The 18,374-nt window shown below is 42.7% G+C and carries 16 protein-coding genes; 10 read left to right on the top strand and 6 right to left on the bottom strand.

The window, feature by feature from the left end; genetic code table 11:
• Positions 1–8: 8 nt before the first annotated feature.
• The 6 genes from C1721_RS13840 to C1721_RS13815 all read right to left on the bottom strand — a co-directional run bounded on the left by C1721_RS13840 (position 9) and on the right by C1721_RS13815 (position 6,388).
• Positions 9–1,100 carry an isochorismate synthase gene (locus C1721_RS13840; RefSeq protein WP_102408809.1) on the bottom strand — a complete coding sequence of 364 codons (1,092 nt, stop codon included), beginning with the start codon at positions 1,098–1,100 and terminating at the stop codon, positions 9–11.
• Positions 1,097–2,329, bottom strand: coding sequence for a Cof-type HAD-IIB family hydrolase (locus C1721_RS13835; RefSeq protein ID WP_102408808.1), 1,233 nt, complete (start codon positions 2,327–2,329; stop codon positions 1,097–1,099). Before C1721_RS13835 ends, C1721_RS13840 begins: the two co-directional genes overlap by 4 nt.
• Positions 2,330–2,486: 157 nt before the next feature.
• On the bottom strand, positions 2,487–2,825 hold the full coding sequence (locus tag C1721_RS13830; protein ID WP_102408807.1) for a type II toxin-antitoxin system HicB family antitoxin: 339 nt from the start codon (positions 2,823–2,825) through the stop codon (positions 2,487–2,489).
• A gap of 2 nt (positions 2,826–2,827) precedes the next feature.
• Positions 2,828–3,100 carry a type II toxin-antitoxin system HicA family toxin gene (locus C1721_RS13825; RefSeq protein WP_102408806.1) on the bottom strand — a complete coding sequence of 91 codons (273 nt, stop codon included), beginning with the start codon at positions 3,098–3,100 and terminating at the stop codon, positions 2,828–2,830.
• A gap of 85 nt (positions 3,101–3,185) precedes the next feature.
• On the bottom strand, positions 3,186–5,087 hold the full coding sequence (locus tag C1721_RS13820; protein WP_102408805.1) for an AAA domain-containing protein: 1,902 nt from the start codon (positions 5,085–5,087) through the stop codon (positions 3,186–3,188).
• A complete protein-coding gene (locus C1721_RS13815) occupies positions 5,084–6,388 on the bottom strand; it encodes an alpha-L-fucosidase (RefSeq protein ID WP_102408804.1) in 1,305 nt (434 codons plus the stop codon). Before C1721_RS13815 ends, C1721_RS13820 begins: the two co-directional genes overlap by 4 nt.
• A 97-nt stretch (positions 6,389–6,485) precedes the next feature.
• On the opposite strand from C1721_RS13815, the gene C1721_RS13810 reads away from it, so the two are divergent.
• The 10 genes from C1721_RS13810 to C1721_RS13765 all read left to right on the top strand — a co-directional run bounded on the left by C1721_RS13810 (position 6,486) and on the right by C1721_RS13765 (position 18,373).
• A complete protein-coding gene (locus C1721_RS13810; RefSeq protein ID WP_102408803.1) occupies positions 6,486–8,822 on the top strand; it encodes an ATP-dependent helicase in 2,337 nt (778 codons plus the stop codon).
• 269 nt (positions 8,823–9,091) lie between these two features.
• Positions 9,092–9,697: an HU family DNA-binding protein gene (locus tag C1721_RS13805; RefSeq protein ID WP_102408802.1), complete on the top strand. Its 606-nt coding sequence runs from the start codon at positions 9,092–9,094 to the stop codon at positions 9,695–9,697.
• A 334-nt stretch (positions 9,698–10,031) separates the two neighbouring features.
• Positions 10,032–11,171, top strand: a complete 1,140-nt coding sequence (gene nspC / locus C1721_RS13800; protein ID WP_102408801.1) for a carboxynorspermidine decarboxylase — start codon at positions 10,032–10,034, stop codon at positions 11,169–11,171.
• 59 nt (positions 11,172–11,230) lie between these two features.
• Positions 11,231–12,184 (top strand): signal recognition particle-docking protein FtsY, encoded by a 954-nt coding sequence (ftsY, locus tag C1721_RS13795; RefSeq protein ID WP_102408800.1) that lies wholly within the window; start codon positions 11,231–11,233, stop codon positions 12,182–12,184.
• 101 nt (positions 12,185–12,285) lie between these two features.
• Positions 12,286–13,584, top strand: coding sequence for a 30S ribosomal protein S12 methylthiotransferase RimO (gene rimO / locus C1721_RS13790; protein WP_102408799.1), 1,299 nt, complete (start codon positions 12,286–12,288; stop codon positions 13,582–13,584).
• Between the two features lie 77 nt (positions 13,585–13,661).
• Positions 13,662–13,952, top strand: coding sequence for an HU family DNA-binding protein (locus C1721_RS13785; protein WP_102409496.1), 291 nt, complete (start codon positions 13,662–13,664; stop codon positions 13,950–13,952).
• Complete coding sequence (locus C1721_RS13780; protein ID WP_102408798.1) at positions 13,945–15,231, top strand: HU family DNA-binding protein; 1,287 nt, start codon at positions 13,945–13,947, stop codon at positions 15,229–15,231. The genes C1721_RS13785 and C1721_RS13780 overlap by 8 nt, the downstream gene beginning before the upstream one ends.
• Before the next feature lie 156 nt (positions 15,232–15,387).
• Positions 15,388–16,383, top strand: a complete 996-nt coding sequence (locus C1721_RS13775; protein ID WP_102408797.1) for an AAA family ATPase — start codon at positions 15,388–15,390, stop codon at positions 16,381–16,383.
• A gap of 106 nt (positions 16,384–16,489) precedes the next feature.
• Positions 16,490–17,359 carry a DUF58 domain-containing protein gene (locus C1721_RS13770; RefSeq protein WP_102408796.1) on the top strand — a complete coding sequence of 290 codons (870 nt, stop codon included), beginning with the start codon at positions 16,490–16,492 and terminating at the stop codon, positions 17,357–17,359.
• A gap of 9 nt (positions 17,360–17,368) precedes the next feature.
• The gene (locus C1721_RS13765; protein ID WP_102408795.1) at positions 17,369–18,373 is read left to right on the top strand and encodes a hypothetical protein; all 1,005 of its coding nucleotides are present in this window, start codon (positions 17,369–17,371) and stop codon (positions 18,371–18,373) included.
• Position 18,374 lies beyond the last annotated feature (1 nt).

Below are 18,374 nucleotides of genomic sequence, written 5' to 3'. Positions count from 1 at the left end.
TATTAAGTTTACAGTAATCTTTGCATGGTTTGTAACTTTTCCATTGTTTCCTGCCATTCGTCTTCCAATACAGAGGATGCTAATAAACCTCCGCCGGCATATAGCGTAAGAACTTCTTGCCCGATGTGCATACAGCGTAAGTTGACATATAAATCTGTTTTATCTTCCGGATTTAACCAACCTATAAATCCCGAATAATAACTTCTGTCGTATCCTTCATGTTTTAATATAAACTGATAAGCCGTTTCTTTAGGCAATCCGCATACGGCAGGAGTGGGATGGAGTAATGACAGGACATCACCTAACTTCTCTTTATCAGGCAGGGAGAAAAGGAAATCACTCTTTAGATGAGATACTTCTCCGGCACGTATGGCATACGGGCCTTTTTCTTCCGGTTGAATGCCCAGTGATGCTAACTGCCTGCGGATATAAAAGGCGACTAGCTGTTGCTCCCGCCAGTTCTTATCATCCCATCTTTGTGGAATTTCTTCATTCCGTATAGGTTGAGTCCCCGCAAGAGCTACCGTTTGCCAATGGCCGTTTTTACCGGCAAGAAGTATTTCGGGTGTACTTCCCATCCATATACCTGTTTCCGGCGTATAACATAAATAAACGTATGAACGGATGTATCGTTTTACCGCGGCATAAAAGGCAGCACCCGGTGAGAAATCTTTACCTTTCTGAATGGTGTGATTTCGGGATAATACCAATTTATCCTGACTGCCTTTTAATAACGGTTCGGTAAAAGAAGCAAAGCAATGCTCATACTTCTTTTTTTCATCCCTTTCGGAAGGAATTTTAATTTCTTCCGGGAGAAATTCCTTTTTCTCTCGGATGCGTTCTTTTTCTTCTATAGATTCAGGTAAGTCGAAACAGTCCGGTTGGATTAATACGATAGGGCGTTTTTTACTAACCTGGAACGGAGCGATCACAAATCCGCTTCGTTTGTTTAAATCTTCAATAGTATATATCAAGCAAGGAGAACCGGACGACTGCATACGGAAATGTACCGTGTCTTCTCCCGGAATACGCCAGATAGCGAAACTCCTGTTTTGTCTGATTAATGTATCTATTACCTTATATCTGTCTTCCGGTATCATTTCTTTTTTAGTATGCTGTTTACTACCCGAATGGATGATACCAGCTTATCAGTAGAGGTAAATACGTCAACGTTCCAAACATGAGATGAGCGTCCTTTGTGGATAATAGTTCCTACAGCCCGGACCGTGTCACCCTCATGAGCCGACGACATGTGGTTGCCGCTTACCTGCATACCTACAACTATTTCATCCGGCTTGGCAAGAATCATAGAGCCTAGCCCGGCTACGGTTTCTGCCAGCGCAAGGGTTGCCCCGCCGTGCAGGATGCCAAATGGCTGACGGGTACGTTCATCTACCGGCATAGTAGCCTCTATGCGGTCTTCGGAAGCGTATGTATATTGAATCCCCAAATTACCCATTAAGGCATGGCGTGCACGTTGATTTAACTGATCCAGCGGAACTTCTGTGGGACGAATGGCAGACAGGATCGCTTTCTCTATTGCCATGGCAACGCCATCTTCATTATTTGTTAATGTGGTTACATCAGCACAGGCTTTTACCGAATCCTGCGCATTTCCCATGGCAATGCCTAATCCGGCACCTTGCAGCATGGTAACGTCGCAAACGCCGTCACCTATAGCAATTACTTCTTCCGGTGAGAGGGCGAGTTTGCTTAACAATACACCCAACGTATTTCCTTTATCAATGAATCGGGGCACTACTTCCAGAAAATAAGGTTCGGAACGGAATACGTCTAAAACTCCATCCAAACGTTTCTTCCAGTGGTTCTCCAAACCAACCAATGCTTTTTCGTCATCACTAACCAGTACACACTTGCAGGGAGAAAAGTCAACAGCTTCAACAAAATCATCAACACCTCTGATTTCCATATTACTAAGTGCTGCTTCCTGTATTATATGTTCATTGTCAGGTCTGTTTGTGATGATATAATCTTTATGGTATGTAAAAATGGCAAAGTTGTTCTTTTGGGCTTTTTTATCTATATATGGAAGCATTTCCGGATTAACCCGCTTTTCAAAAAGCAGTTCTCCTGTCTGTGCGTTGATAATTTGTCCGCCGTTATAAGAAAGAATGAAACCTCCATAATGATTTAATTCCAGCGCTTTGGCCAGAGGCATTACTCCATTGGTTGGTCTTCCTGATGCCAATACAACATGTACTCCCATCTGTTGTGCTTTTAAAAGCGCAGCTTGGGTACGAGGCGTTATTTCCTTATTATCGTTAAGTAACGTTCCGTCTACGTCGAGAACTAATAATTTATACTTCATGGCTTCTGTTTTTTGTTTTACAAATATAAGAAAGATTTCGCTGAATACCTGTAAAATCTACATAATGGTTTTATATGAAATTCATTTTACTTATACAAAAAAGCGTGCAAATCACTTATTGAAGTTCGCACGCTTTTAATAAATTTCGAGATCCGTTTTATAGCATAGTTGTAATTTGTTTTTCCAGTGCTTGTTTGATAAAGGCATTGATTGAGATGCCGGCACGTTGTGCTAACATTGCCACACAACTATGTATTTCTGGTGTCAAACGGACATTCAATAATCCCGAATAGCTTTTGTGTGGCTGTATGCCTTCTTCTTCACAGTAAGCTAAATAATCGTCGACCGCTCCATGAAATGCTTCTATCAATTCTTGAACACTTTGCCCTTCAAAATTGACCATTCCATTTATTCCTTCTATTTTACCGAAAAAAACACTGTCTTCTTCACTGAAGTTGACAGACCCGATGAATCCTTTGTACTTTAACGTATTCATAACTATATTCCTTTCTTCATTTTATAAAAACCTGCCTCAGTTAAGTCATTTAGCACCTGCTTCATGGCATATCCCCTGATGATATTATCGGGGTGAGGTTTATGAATCATTATAGGACGTTTGTCTCCATTTTTAAAGATAACTCTCGAACCGGATGTTTTGCCTTTATTTGATTTCTGATAGCCAAATATCGACAACAAGTGTTCCATTTCCTCAAATGTAAAGTTTGCCGGTAACGACTTGAAACGCTCGATAAGCTTCTCTTTTCTACCCATTTGTTTATAAGTTTTTGCAAATGTAACTATTTTGCAGTTACATTCCAACAGTAAAGAAGATAAAGAATACAAAAAGCATGTGTTTTTAAATATTGATTACTTGCCCCCTTTGTGAAATATAATTGTAGAGCTTTTTATAAAAGGCGTGTTTGGTTAGTGTAGCCGAATCTCCCAATATCATCAGCTTCATGCGGGCTCGGGTGATGGCTACATTCATACGGCGCAAATCGTTGAGAAAGCCTATTTGCCCGTTTTCATTGGCTCGCACCAGACTAATCATAATAACATCCCGTTCCTGTCCCTGAAAACCGTCTACCGTATGAATGGTGATAAGCTTACGGAATGGTTTAAAGAAGGCGGTTCTTTTAATAAGTCCGCGTAAGTAATGAACCTGAGCCTTGTAAGGCGATATAACCCCGAAGTCTATGCTTTCTTCCAAGACCCGTTCTTTGCCTACTTTCTCTATATAAGATTGCAACTGTTCTACCAGAAGCAAAGCTTCCTGTTTGTTTATCCGGCTCATACCTTCGGATTGTTGCGTTTCGGTAAAGTCGGAATCCTTCGTGTCGAACCATACAACAGAAGTGTCGAAATCCAGTATGCCGCGATATTTAACTTCCGGAGCCGATTCCAATTGGCTGTGATAGAACCATTGGGAAGGAAAATACATGATATCGTCGTTCATCCGGTATTGCACTTTTAATAAGGAAACCGTTTCCGGTTTTCGGATGGCAATCTTTTGTATAAGTGTTTTGTCTAAACCGCCTCTTGCCGCTTCCGGGCATTTTATAGTAGGAGGAAGCTGGTGATGGTCGCCTGCCAATATAACGCGGTCTGCCTTTTCTATAGCAATCCAACAAGCCGCTTCTAAGGCCTGCGCTGCTTCATCAATAAATAATGTGGTAAATTGTTTGTTCGTAAGCAAACGGTTGGCAGAACCTACAAGCGTACAGGCAATCACTCTGGCTTCACCAAATAATTCGGCGTCTATTTTTACTTCCAGTTCTGTGGCACGAAACTTCAAGCGCGATAACCGGTTTCTGGCAGTATCTCTTTCATCCCGGTTTTTATTGCGCATGGATGATTGTATATCACGGATCGCTTTACGGATACTCCATAATTCGGCATAGTCGGGATGCGCTTCAAAGCGTCGCTCATAGGTAAAAGACAGCATTTTGTCATCCACACGGGTTGGATTGCCTATGCGTAATACATTGATACCTCGGTCTACCAGTTTCTCCGAAATCCAGTCTACCGCTGTATTACTTTGCGCACATACGATTACCTGGTTCTCCCGGTGAAGTGTTTCATAGATAGCTTCAACCAGCGTAGTAGTCTTACCCGTTCCCGGAGGCCCGTGTACAATGGCTACTTCCTTAGCGGCAAGCACCTTGTTGACCGCTTCTTCTTGTGATGAGTTTAACCAGGGAAAACGGATGGGAAAAAGGCTTCTTTCGTCAGCAGGTGCTTGCCCTAACAAAATATCCCGCATATGGGAAAGCCGGTTGTTTTTAGCCTTTATAACTTCGGATAAAGCACTAAACATCGTTTTATAACTGGTTTCATCAAAGTATAATTGTACTCCCAGGTTGATTTTTCCCTGCAGGTCGAATAGGGCAGAAGGGCTGGGCAAAGAAACCACCATCCGGTCTTCTTCCACATAACTGATTACAGACGAGAAATTAAGATAGCGCATTTGTCCGCTTTCGCCTGTGGTAAAGAAACAAACCGGACGTCCATATTCAAAGTTATGTTCTACTTCTTTGTCTTCCTTTCTTTCAACTTCTATTACCAGTTGGTTTAAGGAGTTATAATAGCTTTTTCCCGTTGTGACCGGATACCAGCAAAAGCCTTGCTGTATTTTCTTTTGTATTCCGGTCTTTTCCGACTGTTGTCTGTAAGTCTCTTTTTCGTATTCGTACTCCTTTTGCAGAAGGTCATATTGATGTTGCAGTTCTATAACAGGAGCTGTTTTGCCATTAATCATTTAAGCTCTAATTCTACTACATAATCTATATCCGCAGGTACTTCTGCCAGTTTCAATAATACGCCCTGTTTGTCCTGTGTAAACTTAACAGGTGTTTTATCTTTGAATAAAACTGCTTTCTGCACTTTCTTATCGGTGATAGGCAAGAATAAACCTTTATCCTGCAGTTCGAGGATATGCACGTACAATTTGTTGTCTTTCTGCGTTGTTACACCCCAGTCACGCGGAGGAACCAATCCACCCCGGGTCCCGTAAATGGATTCACTGTAAGTATTCATCCAGTCGCCCATTTCTTTCAGTCGTTCAACGGATACCGCCGGCAGAGCACCGTCGGGCTGCGGGCCGATGTTCATCAAAAGGTTCGCATTCATTCCCGCTGCTCTTACCAGATAATGGATTAGTGTTTTTGGCGATTTATAATCCTGGTCGGTAATTTTATATCCCCACATGCCATTCATTGTATTACATGTTTCAAGAGGCAGATGGCTGATATCCTGTCCGGAAAGTCCGGCGCTGTTTTCTCCCGGAAGGTCACGTTCGAATATTTGGATATCTTCTCCTTCAAACGGAGTGATATGATGGTTGTTTCCTATCAGGCAAGCCGGTTGCAGTTTGTGTATGTTCTCGTATATGCCCGGGAACTTCCAGTCGAAATCGGGATGAATGTCATGATCCCACCAACCGTCAAACCAGATAGCGCCAATCTTACCATAATTCGTCAACAGTTCGGTAAGCTGGTTGTTCATAAACTGATAGTATGTTTTCCATTCCCCGTGTGTAGTGCGCCCCGTGCCGCCACCGGTACGTCCTAACGGATAATAATCATCGCGATACCAGTCTAATAATGAATAGTAGAAATGGATATTGATGCCCTGTTTATGGCATTCGTCGGCAAGTTCCTTGATAATATCCCGTTTGAACGGGGTTGCCTTAACTACGTTATAGTTGGAGTATTTGCTGTCGAACAACGAAAAGCCGTCATGATGCCGGGTAGTAATACAGATATATTTAGCTCCGGACGCTTTAATAGCCGATACCCATTCGGCAGCATTGAAGTTAGACGGATAAAAACCGCCGGCCAGCTTTGCGTATTCTTTATAATTCAGGTTCTTATTTGTCATAACCCATTCTCCGTCCGCCAGCATGCTGTAAAGACCAAAATGGAGAAAGATACCAAATTTGTTGTCCTGAAATTCTTTCCGGGCTTCCAAGTTCTCTTGCGTTGGAGTGTAACCTGGCTGTGCGGACGCCGGAAATGCAAGCACTGCTGCCAGTAGTAGACTCATAATCGATTTTTTCATTATTTTGTGAATTTGTTGTTGTGTGAACAAAGATATAATTTTTATCTGTATAAATCATCACTAATTTATACCTTTGCATGTGTAAAAAAGAATATTTGTGGAAGAATATCTGAATCAATTAAATGAAAGTCAGCGTGAAGCAGTAACGTTTTGCGAGGGAGCTTCATTGGTAGTAGCCGGTGCGGGTTCGGGCAAGACGAGGGTGCTTACTTATAAAATAGCCTGGTTGTTACAGCAAGGACTGCCTCCTCAAAGCATCCTTGCGCTTACTTTTACCAATAAGGCGGCCAGAGAGATGAAAGAACGTATTGCCGCTATTACCGGCGAGCAGGTTGCCCGGCGTTTATGGATGGGCACTTTCCATTCCATTTTCTCCCGTATTCTTCGTTACGAAGCGGAGCATATCGGTTATCCGTCCAATTTTACGATATACGATTCGGCAGATTCTAAAAGTTTGCTTAAAGCCATCATCAAAGAGATGCAGCTGGATGATAAAGTGTACCGTCCCGGAATGATTCAGAGCCGGATATCAAATGCAAAGAACTCGTTGATAACGTGGAAAGCATACGAACAAAGCAAGGAATTGGTAGAAAGCGATATGAAGGCTAAAATACCGTTGCTGCGAGAGATATACAAACGTTACCAGAGCCGATGCCTGCAGGCGGGGGCAATGGATTTTGACGACCTTCTGCTGCAAACAAACATACTGTTCCGCGACCATCCTGCCGTGTTGGAGAAGTACCGCAACTATTTCCAGTATGTGCTGGTAGACGAGTATCAGGATACCAACTTCGCCCAGCATCTTATCGTTCAGCGTTTGTGCGAGCAACACGGTCGTATCTGCGTGGTTGGCGACGACGCACAGAGCATCTATTCTTTCAGGGGGGCTAATATCGACAATATCTTGCAATTCAAGAATCTTTACCCCGGTTGCCGCATCTTCAAACTGGAACGCAACTATCGTTCTACCCGTAATATCGTTAACGCGGCCAATAGCCTGATCGACAAAAATAAGGAGCAGATACCGAAAACCGTCTATTCCGAGAACGAAGAAGGCGATAAGGTAGGCGTAATAGCATCCTATTCCGATTATGAAGAAGGATATGCCGTTGCCTCCAAGATAGGCGAAATGCGTGGTGGAGGGCATGATTATGATTATTCAGACTTTGCTATCCTGTATCGAACCAACGCCCAGTCTCGTATATTGGAAGAAGCGCTTCGTAAAAGAGGAATCCCCTATAAAATATACGGAGGTCTTTCTTTCTATCAACGTAAAGAGATCAAAGACGTTATTTCTTACTTCCGTTTGATAATAAACCTGCATGATGAAGAGGCCTTTAAGCGCGTTATCAATTATCCGGCACGTGGAATAGGCGATACCACCCTGGGTAAACTGATTGCGGCAGCCTCCTTGCATAGTGTGAGCTTATGGACTGTTTTACAAGCCCCGCTTGAGTATGCGGTGGCTATCAATAGCGGTACTGCCGGAAAACTGAAACTGTTCAGGGAACTGATAGAAGACTTTATCGAGCAAAACAGGAAGTTATCCGCAGAAGAGATTGCGGCTTATGTTATTAAACAAAGCGGCATAATCGGCCTGTTGTTGCAAGACCGTTCGGTAGAAGGCATGAGCAAACAGGAAAATGTGCAGGAACTGTTGAAAGGGGTTGCCGAGTTCTGTGAAATAAAACGGGAAGAAGGGCTCGAGCAGGTTACTTTAGCCGATTTTCTTGCGGAAGTGGCCCTGCTTACCGACCAGGATAACGATAAAGAGGAGCAGGCCAATAAGGTAACCATGATGACCGTACATGCGGCTAAAGGGCTAGAATTTAAGAATGTCTTTGTGGTAGGCCTGGAAGAAGACCTGTTTCCTTCGCAACTTTCTAAAGACAGCCAGCGCGCCATAGAGGAGGAGAGACGCCTGTTTTATGTAGCGATAACCCGTGCAGAGCGGAATTGCATACTCACTTACGCTAAAAGCCGTTTTCGCAATGGCCAGAGTACGATGTGCTCGCCCAGCCGTTTCCTGAAAGATATAGACGGCAAGTTTCTGGATATGCCGTCCGGTTCTGCCGACTCCGTCGATTCTTTTGCCTCCATGCGCGAGAAATACCAGAAGCGTCCGGCATTCGATTCTCCGTTCCGGCAACCGCGACCCGTAGAAGAAACATATACCTCTCCGGTAGCCCAGGCCGTACAACGGCAATCGGCCCGTTTAACAAAGATAGATACGTCTGCCACGAATACTCCGCAAGCGCCTTCCGTAGACTTGTCCGGTTTGACAGTAGGGGCAAGGGTTCGCCATGAACGTTTTGGAGAAGGTGAAGTGAGAGCCATAGAGGGTAGTGGAGGAAATGCCAAAGCAACCGTAGAGTTCACCCATTTCGGACAAAAGCAATTGCTGCTGAAGTTTGCAAAGTTAACCGTGCTGTAGGTATACTATGCCCCTGTATATTATTAACTAAAAACAGCCCGCTATTTTTGGTTAACCTGGTAATAATTTGTATCTTTAAAGCATACATCCATGCTTTTTCACCCAGGTAGAAAAGCTTATCCGGCAGGGTGCGAAAGCTTTTCGGGCTTGGTAAAAAAGCTTGTTCAGCCTGGTGAAGAAGAGAAAAAGAGGCAGGCTGCGACTTAATTTGTACAGGGTTTTTCATTAAATACATCTAAAGATAACACTAAAAAAAGAAAGCTTTAATTATGACAACAAGGTATCAGTTTTTTAAGAATCCGCCATCAACTAAATCCGACAAAAAAGATGAAAATATTCTTCATGCACGAATTGTGGAAGGTGAAGTAATCCGTTTCCCGGATTTGTGTGACCTGATAGCAAAAAGGAGTACGTTCAGCAGTGGCGAGGTGATGGGAATAATGAGTCTTTTCAAAGAAGAACTGATTCGTTCGCTAAAGGATGGAAATCGGGTGGAGATAGATGGAATCGGTTCATTTTCAACCGTGCTGCATTGTCCGCCCATACACGATCCGAAGGAGATAAGAGCGGAAAGTATCCGCTTTTCCAGAGTGGTTTTTAAAGCCTGCAAGGAGTTCAGGGTGGAGATGAGTACCATGCGGTTCGAGCGAGCTTCCGAATACCGTAAGCAAGTCGCTTGTACAGCCGGTCAGCGACGGGAGCGCATTCTTTCTTATTTGCAGACGCATTCCGAGATTCAAAGCGCTATATGTATGGGGCTGAACGGTTGTTCGCGTTACGCAGCCCAGCTGGATTTGAAATTCCTGAAAGGACAAGGGGCTATCGAACGGTTAGGCGGACCGAAAGTGGCCGTTTATGTTTTGCCAAAAAAATAGAAGCGGATAAGCTGTTCCGTTTTTTTATTTTTTTCAAAAACCCTTTTTATGTATTTATTATATATATATTAATTCTATATTAAAGAGAGTGGACAATCGGCTGTCAAAGTAATGGATCGTAACCGGGTTGGGGACATTGTGCCACAATTGTTTAGGTATGTCAAGATTGTGTACAATCGGTTGTCAATATTAAATCCGATGCAAATTAAATGAATAAAGTGATAGATTGTAAGAAAACGACGCCTTATTTTTTCAGTTTTCATTTACGGGATATTAGCGTATATCCCGGTATTTTGGTAAATTTGCACGCTAACATTGGATAAACGAGAACTGAATGATTGATATAAACAAAATTCCGTCACCATGTTATGTGATGGAAGAAAGTTTGCTCCGGAATAACCTTTCCCTCATTAAGCATGTAAAAGAGCAGGCAGGCGTAAATATAATTCTTGCTTTTAAGGCGTTTGCTATGTGGAAAGCGTTTCCTATAGTGCGTGAATACATTCCGTATTCTACGGCCAGTTCCAAATATGAGGCGCAACTGGCTTATGAAGAGATGGGAAGCAAAGCACATACCTATTCGCCGGCGTACACGGAAGCGGATTTTCCGGCTATTTTGAAATATAGCAGCCATGTAACGTTCAATTCGCTTTCACAGTATGAACGTTTTTACCCGATGGTGCAAGCCGGTGTCAACAACGTATCATGCGGATTGCGTATTAATCCGGAATATTCGGATGTGGAAACGGAGTTGTATAACCCTTGTGCTCCGGGTTCACGTATGGGAATTGTCAGCGATTTGCTGGGCGATAAACTTCCGGCAGGGATAGAAGGGCTGCACTTTCACACCCTGTGCGAGTCTACTTCGTACGATCTGGAAAAGACATTGCGGGAGGTGGAGAAATGTTTCGGACGTTTTCTTCCGCATATCAAGTGGCTGAACATGGGCGGCGGACACCTGATGACACGCAAAGGGTATGATGTGGAACATCTTATCAATCTGTTGAAATCGTTTAAGGCCGATTATCCGAACCTGGAGATTATTATGGAACCGGGCAGCGCCTTTGCGTGGCAAACGGGCTTTTTGCTGGCAACAGTGGTGGATGTTGTGGAAAACCATGGTATCCGGACGGCTATTATAGACGCCTCGTTTACATGCCATATGCCGGATTGCCTGGAGATGCCCTATAAACCCGTCATTCGCCAGGCCACAGAGCCGGGTGAAGGCAAATATGCTTACCGTATCGGAGGAAACAGCTGCCTGAGTGGTGATTATATGGGCGATTGGTGGTTTGATAAACCTCTTCAAGCAGGCGACAAGCTCATTTTTGAAGATATGATTCACTATACGATTGTGAAGACAACGATGTTTAACGGTATCCCACATCCGTCGTTGGCATTATGGAGCAAAGACGGTGAGTTGAAAATTTATCGCTCTTTCGGTTACGAAGATTATAAGAACCGGATGAGTTAAGAAAAAAAGTTGTACTTTCGCAGTGTCGTTCAATCAGATATAAATTAAGCAGTTTAAATATGGGCATTTTTAGCTTTTTCAGTAAAGAAAAGAAAGAAACATTAGACAAAGGATTATCCAAAACGAAAGAAAACGTGTTCTCCAAGATTACGCGGGCCGTTGCAGGCAAAAGCAAAGTGGACGACGAGGTATTGGATAATCTGGAGGAAGTATTGATAACCTCCGATGTAGGAGTGGACACTACTCTGAAGATAATCTCCCGTATTGAGAAACGTGTTGCGCAGGACAAATATGTCACCACTCAGGAACTGACGGCTTTGTTACGTGATGAAATAGCCGGTTTGCTTACCGAAAACAACACAGAGGATGCGGAAGGTTTTACTTTGCCGGAAGATAAGACGCCGTATGTCATTATGGTTGTTGGCGTGAACGGAGTAGGCAAGACCACTACCATCGGGAAACTGGCTTATCAGTTTAAAAAGGTCGGTAAAAATGTTTATCTGGGTGCAGCCGATACATTTCGCGCGGCGGCAGTGGAACAACTGGTTATCTGGGGCGAACGTGTAGGTGTGCCTGTTATAAAGCAGAAGATGGGATCGGACCCTGCTTCTGTAGCTTTTGATACTTTGAGTTCGGCCAAGGCGAATAATGCCGATGTGGTGATTATTGATACGGCCGGCCGCCTGCATAATAAAATTAACTTGATGAACGAGCTTACCAAGATCAAGAATGTGATGAAGAAGGTAGTGCCGGACGCGCCTCATGAAGTATTGCTGGTATTAGACGGCTCTACCGGGCAGAATGCCTTTGAACAGGCAAAGCAGTTTACCGCCGCAACCGAAGTGAATGCCCTGGCCGTTACCAAACTGGACGGTACGGCAAAAGGCGGTGTGGTTATCGGTATCTCGGATCATTTCCGCATTCCTGTTAAGTATATCGGTTTAGGCGAAGGCATTGAAGATTTACAGGTGTTTCGCAAGAAGGAATTCGTTAATTCATTATTTGGTGAATAATCAATTCGGATAAAGAGAAACTTTTCCCCTCTTGAGAGGGGGCAGGGGGTGTATTAAAGCAAGTTGTAAGGCGGAACTATGTTACTTCAGTTCGTGTAATAATGAGAAAAAATAAAGTAGATATAATTACATTAGGTTGTTCTAAGAACTTGGTGGATTCGGAGCAAATCATGCGGCAGTTTGTGGCTAACGGTTACAAGGTGGAACATGATCCTCATAAAATAAACGGTGAAATAGTTGTTGTTAATACATGCGGCTTTATTGGCGACGCGCAGGAAGAATCGGTCAATATGATTCTGGAGCTGGGAGAAGCCAAGAAGAAGGGAAAGATAGGAAAACTGTTCGTTATGGGATGCCTTTCGGAACGCTTCCTGAAAGACCTACAAAAAGAACTGCCCGAAGTAGACCGCTTCTATGGAAAGTTTAACTGGAAACAACTCTTGTCCGACATAGGCAAATCCTATTACAACGATTTGGCTTCCGACCGTATTATTACCACTCCCCGTCATTATGCTTATCTGAAAATAGCGGAAGGATGCGACCGCACCTGTTCCTATTGCGCTATCCCGATCAGTACCGGGCATTATCAGTCCAAGCCGATGGAGGATATAGAGAAAGAAGTACGGCTATTGGTGGAGCAAGGGGTGAAAGAGTTTCAGGTAATTGCCCAGGACTTGACGTATTATGGCCTTGACTTGTATAAACGGATGGCTTTGCCCGAACTGGTAGAACGTATGTCCGACATACCCGGTGTGGAATGGATACGCTTGCATTACGGTTATCCGTCTCATTTCCCTTATGACTTGCTTAGAGTGATGCGTGAACGTGAAAATGTATGCAAATATATGGATATTGCGCTTCAACATGTAAGCAACGACATGCTGAAAATGATGCGCCGCAATATCACGAAAGAGGAAACGTACGACTTGATACAACGTATGCGTGAAGAAGTGCCCGGTATTCATTTGCGTACAACCCTGATGGTTGGCCATCCGGGTGAAACGGAAAAAGACTTTGAAGCACTGGTGGAGTTTGTCCGTAAGGTGCGTTTTGAACGTATGGGCGCTTTTGCCTATAGCCACGAAGAAGGCACTTATTCTTACAAGCATTATCAGGATGAGATTCCCCAGGAAACGAAAGAAGAGCGTCTGGATGCGATTATGCGTATACAGGAACGTATATCCGCCGAAATAAATACGGCGAAAACAGGCAAGACTTTTAAAGTCATATTAGACCGGGAAGATGATGATTTTTACGTAGGACGTACCGAATACGACTCGCCGGAGGTAGACCCGGAAATGTTGATATATAAAACGAATCAACTGATTCCGGGAAATTTTTATGATGTAAAGGTGGAAGACGCGCAAGCTTTCGACTTGTATGGCAAAGTGTTGAGTTGATATAAAAACTGTCAATAAGTTTGCTTGTTAACGAAAAAATAACTAATATAGCAGCAGAATCGAGCAATAAAAAATATATGAAAAGTAAAGATTTGGTAGGAGAACTGGCGAACTTGTTGGAATTGACGGATCAGGAAGTCTCTGATATGTTATCAGCCTTCAATTCAATGATAAGTGCCCGGTTAATAGATAATGACTCTTTATATCTTCAAGGCTTCGGACAATTTGAAATCAAGAAGAAAGCCGAACGCATATCCGTGAACCCTATAAATGGGAAACGCTATTTAGTCCCGCCTAAATTAGTTCCTGTATTTAAGCCCGGTACTACTATTAAAACAAAACTAAAAGAATTGAGCGACAATGAATAATCGGCTGTCTATACCAGAAATGGCCGGTTTGTTAGCAGGATATACCGGTAAAACTAAAAAAGAAGCAGAGGCTTTTTTAAAGGCGTTTGTGTCTGTTGTGACAAAGGGTGTTTTTGCCGACAAGATTGTGAAGGTAAAAGGACTGGGTACGTTTAAAATAATACCGGTAGAACAACGGGAAAGTATTCATGTGAATACCGGCGAACGCTTTCTTATACCCAAGCATTATAAGTTTTCATTCGTGCCCGATAAGGAATTGAAAGAATTGGTAAACAAGCCTTTCTCCTTTTTTGAATCGGCGGAGGTGAATGAGAATGTTGAATTCTCCGATATAGACGAATCAATAGAGAGCGAAGAAAATAAACTGTCGGAAGATGAATCGGTAGAAGATGTTTTACCGGATAAAGAATTGCCTGTTACAGATGTACAGGAAACAACTAAAGCTCCGGCTGCACCTGTAGTTGAAGAAACTGAAAAACTACCGGAAGAGGAATCTGCCGAACCGTCTTCTTCAATACCGGAGCCGGTAGAAACTCAAGTAACGAAAGAAGAACACATACATCAACCCCAATCCGAAATTATTACGGAAGAAGAGGTGGAAGAACCTGATTATTCTTTTCATGATGCTTATTCCGGCGCAGAGGGGGCTCGTCATTCTGTGATGAAATATACGGTTGTCGCTATTTTTTCTCTGGCATTAATATCTATTATCGGTATTTATTTATATCTCAACTTTAATTCGTTTGTCTCTTATTCGTACAAAGGCGGTGTTGCAAAAATAGAGGTAGAAGGCGATTCTTTGGGTGAGCTGTTGACAGACTCCTTGAGAGGAGAAAGTGCAGATACTCTGGATTTGGCATTAGCAATGGATACAATAGAGCAAGAGGTAGCGGTTCAAGAAGAAACGCCTGTAGTAAAGGAGGAAAAAACAGAGGAAGCAACTCCTGCGCCTGCACCGGTTAAAAAACAACCGGAAATCAAACAACAGCCGGAGCAGCAAAAAACAGTATCCGCCCAATCAAGTAGACTGCCAGCCAAGGTAACCATTAAGGCGGGTGACCGACTGACCGTAATTTCATTGGAAAACTATGGAAGTAAAGTATTCTGGGTTTATCTGTATGAACACAACAAAAACGTAATAAGCGATCCTAACAATGTGCCTATTGGTACGGAAATAGTAGTTCCTGCACCGGAACTTTATGGTATAGATGCACATAGCCGTGAATCCCTGGATAAGGCCGCTGCCTTACAAGCCCGGATACTGTCAGAGGCGAAATGAATTTCACCTTCTTTTAAGTAAAATAAAACAAAAGCGGAATAGACAAGTTAGTAATATTTAACTGCAAAAGTGAAGATTACGAATTTAACATTTCTAATTTTGTGCATCGGAAAAAAACGAAGGTATTAAACAGTAATAATAAATATAAGAAATTCTATGAGTCAAACAGTAGACATTCGTGAGTTGAATGAACGGATTGAAAGCAAGAGTTCGTTTGTGAACATGATTACAATGGGTATGGACCAGGTTATCGTGGGGCAAAAACATTTGGTAGAATCGTTATTGATTGGTCTGCTTTCAGATGGACACATTCTGTTGGAAGGTGTGCCGGGTTTGGCAAAAACTCTTGCCATTAAAACAATGGCCTCATTGATTGACGCTAAATATAGCCGTATTCAGTTCACTCCGGATTTACTTCCGGCCGACGTGATCGGTACAATGATTTACAGTCAGAAAAGCGAAGAATTCCAAGTAAAACAAGGTCCTATTTTCGCTAATTTTGTATTAGCCGATGAAATAAACCGTGCACCGGCAAAGGTGCAGAGTGCACTTTTGGAAGCTATGCAGGAACGTCAGGTTACTATCAGCGAACATACCTATAAACTGCCTAAACCATTTCTTGTAATGGCTACCCAGAACCCTATAGAGCAGGAAGGTACTTATCCGTTACCGGAAGCCCAGGTAGACCGTTTCATGTTGAAGGTTATTATCAACTATCCTAAAAAAGAAGAAGAAAAGCTTATTATTCGCCAGAATATAAGCGGTGACAGACCGGAGATCAAACCGACCCTTACGAAGGAAGAGATTATTGAAGCCCGTAATGTGGTTCGTGAGGTTTATCTAGATGAGAAGATTGAACGATATATAGTAGATATTGTATTTGCCACCCGTTTCCCGCAAGAACATGGTTTGGCTAATTTGTCGGGCATGATTTCATTCGGAGCTTCTCCACGTGCATCAATTAATCTGGCTTTGGCCGCTCGCGCTTATGCCTTCATCAAACGTAGAGGATATGTAATTCCGGAAGATGTGCGCGCCGTATGCCACGATGTAATGCGTCATCGTATCGGTTTGAGCTACGAGGCGGAAGCAAATAATCTGACATCCGAAGAAGTAATCAGTGAAATATTGAACAAGGTTGAAGTTCCTTAATTAATAGTGTCCCATCCGGAAGGAATTTTGGTTTCTTCCGGGAGAAATTTCAATTCCTTCCGAAAGGAATTAAAAATGCAGTCTAATAATTAAAGGAAATGAAACAATGGAAACAAGTGAACTATTAAAGAAGGTTCGCCGGATAGAGATAAAAACCCGTGGTTTGTCGCGTAATATCTTTGCCGGCCAATATCACTCGGCATTTAAAGGTCGTGGTATGGCATTCAGTGAGGTTCGCGAATATCAATATGGTGATGATATCCGTGATATAGACTGGAACGTTACCGCACGATATGTTCGTCCGTATGTCAAAGTATTTGAAGAAGAACGGGAGCTGACGGTGATGTTGATGATAGACGTATCCGGAAGCCGGGACTTTGGTTCTGTGAATGTGATGAAAAAGGAAATCATTACAGAGATAGCTGCAACATTGGCTTTTTCTGCCATACAGAATAATGATAAAATCGGGGTTGTGTTCTTTTCCGATAAAATAGAGAAGTTTATCCCTCCCCAGAAAGGAAAGAAACATATTCTCTACATTATTCGTGAGTTGATAGACTTTCATCCGGAAGATACAAAGACCGATATCAGCCAGGTACTTAAATATTTGACAAATGCGATAAAAAAGCGTTGCACGGCTTTCCTTATTTCCGATTTTATTAATAAAGGAAGTTTTAAGGATGCACTTACAATTGCCAATAGAAAGCATGATGTTGTTGCCATCCAGGTATACGACCGCCGTGAAACGGAACTTCCTTCGGTAGGACTGATGAAGATTAAAGATGCCGAAACGGGACTGGAACAATGGATTGACAGTTCTTCTTCCCGGGTACGCGAAACCTATAAAGAATGGTGGGACAGCAGACAGGCTGAAATGAGTGATTCATTTAAAAAGTGCCGTGTAGATTCTGTTTCCATTCGTACGGAAGATGATTATGTGAAAGCATTGATTGCTCTTTTTGACAAACGTAACTAAAGCAAACAAATGAAATTAATAAAGAAAAGCATACTGTTTCTTTTCCTGGCGACATCACTGATAGGAGGAAAGGCTTATGCGCAGAAAACATTGATAGATGTTTCTATCGATTCGGCTGCCATATTGATTGGAGAACAGACTGCGCTTCATTTGACCGTAACGAGCGATAAGGATCGTCCGGTGCAAATCGTTATTCCTAGCGATACGTTAATGGCCGGAGTGGAAGTGTTGAGTCTCTCAAAGCCCGATTCTACTGTTATAGAAAATAATCGTTTGCTGATAAAGCAGGATATATTGATTACTTCGTTCGATTCTTCTTTATATCTGTTGCCTCCTTTAAAGGTTGTTGACGGTTTGGATACTGTTTATTCAAACCAAGTGGCATTGAAGGTGTCAACAATCCCGGTGAATGCGGATAAGCCCGAAGAATTTAACGATATAAAGGATGTTTGGAAACCTCCGTTTGTATTGGCTGATTATTATCCTATTATTTATGGAGTGCTGCTTGCTTTATTCCTGATATGTGTAATCGCTTATATTATTAAACGTTTGCGCAGCAAGAAGTCGTTGATTCCTTTCAAGAAACCGGAACCGAAACTTCCGCCTCATGAACAGGCCTTGAAGGAACTGAATGAGATCAAGCAACAGAAATTATGGCAACAGGGACGTAGTAAAGAGTATTATACATTAATAACGGATACGTTGCGTAAATACATCGTAGAACGTTTTGGCGTTAATGCCATGGAAATGACATCTGCCGAGATATTGGATATACTTCAAAAAGAAGCAGACGCAGTTCCGGTATATAACAGCTTGAAACAGATCTTACAGTTGTCTGATTTTGTGAAGTTTGCCAAGATGAATCCGCTGCCTGATGAAAATGACCTGAGTATGACAAATGCTTACCTGTTTGTAAATCAGACAACGCGGGTGGAAGAGGAGGCAACTCCTGAAACGGCTACGGAGGAGAAGAAAACGGAAGAAAAGAATGATTCAAATATAATTAAAGAATAAA

Origin of the sequence: Parabacteroides bouchesdurhonensis, assembly GCF_900186615.1 — a bacterium.
Lineage (GTDB): Bacteria > Bacteroidota > Bacteroidia > Bacteroidales > Tannerellaceae > Parabacteroides > Parabacteroides bouchesdurhonensis.
Note: the sequence above shows the minus strand (reverse complement) of the source record. Positions and strands in the feature narration are given on the sequence as shown.

Bases quoted from the DNA above. Each gene is read 5' to 3' on its own strand.
- C1721_RS13840 (WP_102408809.1), bottom strand. From the start codon at position 1,100: ATGATACCGGAAGACAGATATAAGGTAATAGATACATTAATCAGACAA.
- C1721_RS13835 (WP_102408808.1), bottom strand. From the start codon at position 2,329: ATGAAGTATAAATTATTAGTTCTCGACGTAGACGGAACGTTACTTAAC.
- C1721_RS13830 (WP_102408807.1), bottom strand. From the start codon at position 2,825: ATGAATACGTTAAAGTACAAAGGATTCATCGGGTCTGTCAACTTCAGT.
- C1721_RS13825 (WP_102408806.1), bottom strand. From the start codon at position 3,100: ATGGGTAGAAAAGAGAAGCTTATCGAGCGTTTCAAGTCGTTACCGGCA.
- C1721_RS13820 (WP_102408805.1), bottom strand. From the start codon at position 5,087: ATGATTAATGGCAAAACAGCTCCTGTTATAGAACTGCAACATCAATAT.
- C1721_RS13815 (WP_102408804.1), bottom strand. From the start codon at position 6,388: ATGAAAAAATCGATTATGAGTCTACTACTGGCAGCAGTGCTTGCATTT.
- C1721_RS13805 (WP_102408802.1), top strand. From the start codon at position 9,092: ATGACAACAAGGTATCAGTTTTTTAAGAATCCGCCATCAACTAAATCC.
- nspC (WP_102408801.1), top strand. From the start codon at position 10,032: ATGATTGATATAAACAAAATTCCGTCACCATGTTATGTGATGGAAGAA.
- ftsY (WP_102408800.1), top strand. From the start codon at position 11,231: ATGGGCATTTTTAGCTTTTTCAGTAAAGAAAAGAAAGAAACATTAGAC.
- rimO (WP_102408799.1), top strand. From the start codon at position 12,286: ATGAGAAAAAATAAAGTAGATATAATTACATTAGGTTGTTCTAAGAAC.
- C1721_RS13785 (WP_102409496.1), top strand. From the start codon at position 13,662: ATGAAAAGTAAAGATTTGGTAGGAGAACTGGCGAACTTGTTGGAATTG.
- C1721_RS13780 (WP_102408798.1), top strand. From the start codon at position 13,945: ATGAATAATCGGCTGTCTATACCAGAAATGGCCGGTTTGTTAGCAGGA.
- C1721_RS13775 (WP_102408797.1), top strand. From the start codon at position 15,388: ATGAGTCAAACAGTAGACATTCGTGAGTTGAATGAACGGATTGAAAGC.
- C1721_RS13770 (WP_102408796.1), top strand. From the start codon at position 16,490: ATGGAAACAAGTGAACTATTAAAGAAGGTTCGCCGGATAGAGATAAAA.
- C1721_RS13765 (WP_102408795.1), top strand. From the start codon at position 17,369: ATGAAATTAATAAAGAAAAGCATACTGTTTCTTTTCCTGGCGACATCA.